Source organism: Streptomyces nanshensis (assembly GCF_001751255.1).
GTDB lineage: Bacteria > Actinomycetota > Actinomycetes > Streptomycetales > Streptomycetaceae > Streptomyces > Streptomyces nanshensis_A.
The window spans coordinates 1-224 of sequence record NZ_LJGW01000140.1 but is presented as its reverse complement, the minus strand read 5'-3'; positions in this window follow the sequence as shown (position 1 = coordinate 224).

The window sequence follows — 224 nt, the reverse complement described above, 5'->3', positions numbered from 1 at the left end:
TACCGAGATGCTTACGGTACGCAAGTGACGGGCCGGACACGGTCCGCTCGGGCGTGGCCGGCTCGACGTCCCATGCGGGCCGGTGAGTCCCACTGGATAAATGAGGAGTACGCACTACATGAACGTCATCACCAACGCGCTGGCCTGTCTCGTCCACTACGTGGGCTGGCTCGTCTGACGTCTGTCCCCCTCGGCGCCGCCCCTCCGTCCCGTACGGAGGGGCG